General features: G+C 53.4%; 1 tRNA gene and 2 rRNA genes. All 3 read left to right on the forward strand.

Annotated features, from left to right (window positions below):
- The first annotated feature begins 41 nt into the window (after window positions 1–41).
- Window positions 42–2,833, forward strand: a 23S ribosomal RNA gene (locus QUB13_RS30105).
- 125 nt (window positions 2,834–2,958) lie between these two features.
- A 5S ribosomal RNA gene (gene rrf, locus QUB13_RS30110) occupies window positions 2,959–3,073 on the forward strand.
- A gap of 120 nt (window positions 3,074–3,193) precedes the next feature.
- Window positions 3,194–3,270: transfer RNA gene (locus QUB13_RS30115), tRNA-Met, on the forward strand.

Consider the following 3,270-nt stretch of genomic DNA (forward strand, 5'->3'; position numbering starts at 1 on the left):
TCAAGCGATCGACCAATGTTGTCATTGGTGGTGTGGACTCTCAAGCGTGAGGTAAGAGCATTTGGTGGATGCCTTGGCATGTACAGGCGATGAAGGACGTGGCACGCTGCGATAAGCGTGGGGGAGCTGTGAGCAAGCTTTGATCCCGCGATTTCCGAATGGGGAAACCCACCTATCCCGATTATCTCGCCCGTGAGCAATCACGGGCTGGGTAATTGGGCAAAGGTATTGCGAGACTGAATACATAGGTTTCGTGAAGCGAACCCGGAGAACTGAAACATCTCAGTACCCGGAGGAAAAGACATCAACCGAGATTCCGTTAGTAGTGGCGAGCGAACGCGGACCAGGCCAGTGCCTGGTGTTTAATTAGCAGAACATTCTGGAAAGTTTGGCCATAGCGGGTGACAGCCCCGTATGCGAAAATGAAACATCAGGACTCGAGTAGGGCGGGACACGTGAAATCCTGTCTGAACATGGGGGGACCACCCTCCAAGCCTAAATACTCGTACATGACCGATAGCGAACAAGTACCGTGAGGGAAAGGTGAAAAGCACCCCGATGAGGGGAGTGAAACAGTACCTGAAACCGAATGCTTACAATCAGTTGGAGGGTCCTTGAGGCCTGACAGCGTACCTCTTGTATAATGGGTCAGTGACTTAATCTATCAAGCAAGCTTAAGCCGTTAGGTGTAGGCGCAGCGAAAGCGAGTCTGAATAGGGCGACTGAGTTTGATGGATTAGACCCGAAACCCGGCGATCTAGGCATGACCAGGCTGAAGGTGCGGTAACACGCACTGGAGGGCCGAACCGTTCAATGTTGAAAAATTGTCGGATGAGTTGTGTTTAGGGGTGAAAGGCCAATCAAGCCGGGAAATAGCTGGTTCTCCGCGAAAACTATTTAGGTAGTGCGTCGGATGTTTACCTGTGGGGGTAGAGCACTGGATGGGCTAGGGGGTCGCGAGATCTACCAAACCTAACCAAACTCCGAATACCACAGAGTTAGTCCGGCAGACAGACGGCGGGTGCTAAGGTCCGTCGTCAAAAGGGAAACAGCCCTAACCTACAGCTAAGGTCCCCAAATCGTATCTAAGTGGGAAAGCATGTGGGATTTCCAAAACAACCAGGAGGTTGGCTTAGAAGCAGCCATCCTTTAAAGAAAGCGTAACAGCTCACTGGTCTAAATAAGAGATCCTGCGGCGAAAATGTAACGGGGCTCAAGATACGTACCGAAGCTTAGGGTTTGGATCTTTTGATCCAAGCGGTAGCGGAGCGTTCCGTAGGCCGATGAAGCGGGAGGGTAACCGACCGTGGAGGTATCGGAAGTGCGAATGCTGACATGAGTAGCGATAAAGAGGGTGAGATGCCCTCTCGCCGAAATCCCAAGGGTTCCTGCTTAAAGCTAATCTGAGCAGGGTAAGCCGGCCCCTAAGACGAGCCCGAAGGGGGTAGTCGATGGGAACCACGTTAATATTCGTGGGCCTGGAGGTGTGTGACGGATGGCGTAAGTTGTCAGGCCTTATTGGATTGGTCTGGCTTCGAAGTTGTCCCAGGAAATAGCCCCTCCGTATAGACCGTACCCTAAACCGACACAGGTGGGATGGTAGAGTATACCAAGGCGCTTGAGAGAAGTGTACTGAAGGAACTCGGCAAATTACCTCCGTAACTTCGGGAGAAGGAGGCCCTACATGCGGGCAACCGTGTGTAGGGGGCACAAGCCAGGGGGTAGCGACTGTTTAGCAAAAACACAGGGCTCTGCTAAGTCGGCTTCAAGACGACGTATAGGGCCTGACGCCTGCCCGGTGCTGGAAGGTTAAGAGGAGGAGTGCAAGCTCTGAATTGAAGCCCCAGTAAACGGCGGCCGTAACTATAACGGTCCTAAGGTAGCGAAATTCCTTGTCGGGTAAGTTCCGACCTGCACGAATGGCGTAACGACTTCCCCACTGTCTCCAGTACATGCTCAGCGAAATTGAATTCTCCGTGAAGATGCGGAGTACCCGCGGTTAGACGGAAAGACCCCGTGCACCTTTACTGCAGCTTCAGAGTGGCATTAGGAAAGAACTGTGTAGCATAGGTGGGAGGCTTTGAAGCGACGGCGCCAGCTGTCGTGGAGCCATAGGTGAAATACCACCCTGTTGTTTTCTGATGTCTAACCTCGCACCGTTATCCGGTGCAGGGACCCTCTGTGGCGGGTAGTTTGACTGGGGCGGTCGCCTCCTAAAGAGTAACGGAGGCGCGCGATGGTGAGCTCAGGACGGTTGGAAACCGTCTGTTAGAGTGCAATGGCATAAGCTCGCCTGACTGCGAGACTGACGAGTCGAGCAGAGACGAAAGTCGGTCATAGTGATCCGGTGGTCCCTCGTGGAAGGGCCATCGCTCAACGGATAAAAGGTACGCCGGGGATAACAGGCTGATGATTCCCAAGAGCTCATATCGACGGAATCGTTTGGCACCTCGATGTCGGCTCATCACATCCTGGGGCTGGAGCAGGTCCCAAGGGTTTGGCTGTTCGCCAATTAAAGTGGTACGTGAGCTGGGTTCAGAACGTCGCGAGACAGTTTGGTCCCTATCTGCCGTGGGCGTCGATAATTGAGAGGAGTTGACCCTAGTACGAGAGGACCGGGTTGAACATACCTCTGGTGTACCTGTCATTCCGCCAGGAGTGCAGCAGGGTAGCTATGTATGGACGGGATAACCGCTGAAAGCATCTAAGCGGGAAGCCTCCCTCAAGATAAGTTATCATCGAGTCGTGGAAGACCACCACGTTGATAGGCCGGGTGTGGAAGTGCAGTAATGCATGGAGCTAACCGGTCCTAATCACTCTGTTCGCGCTTGAGAGTTCCACCATCAATGACAACATTGGTGTAAGGATGATTAAGCCGGATATTCGCCAAGTATAATCGTCTTCAAAATCTGAATGTATAACCGCATCGATTAAAAACCATATGCACCTGCTTCATTGCTTGGTGGCCATAGCGTCAGTGCCCCACCCGATCCCATCTCGAACTCGGCCGTGAAACCTGACTGCGCCGATGGTACTACCGCTTAAGCGTTGGAAGAGTAGGGCGTCGCCAGGCATTGAAGCCGGTGCATATGGAAAAACCCATTCATGATCGTCGAACAACCGCCCCCGGCAATATGCCGCGGGCGGTTTTCGGCCCTCTAGGGCTCAGCCCCCAAAAGGGCTCAGTTGGTGGCGCGGGATGGAGCAGCCCGGTAGCTCGTCAGGCTCATAACCTGAAGGTCGCAGGTTCAAATCCTGCTCCCGCAACCA

The organism is Microcoleus sp. B4-D4, assembly GCF_036705185.1.
Classification (GTDB): Bacteria; Cyanobacteriota; Cyanobacteriia; order Cyanobacteriales; family Microcoleaceae; genus Microcoleus.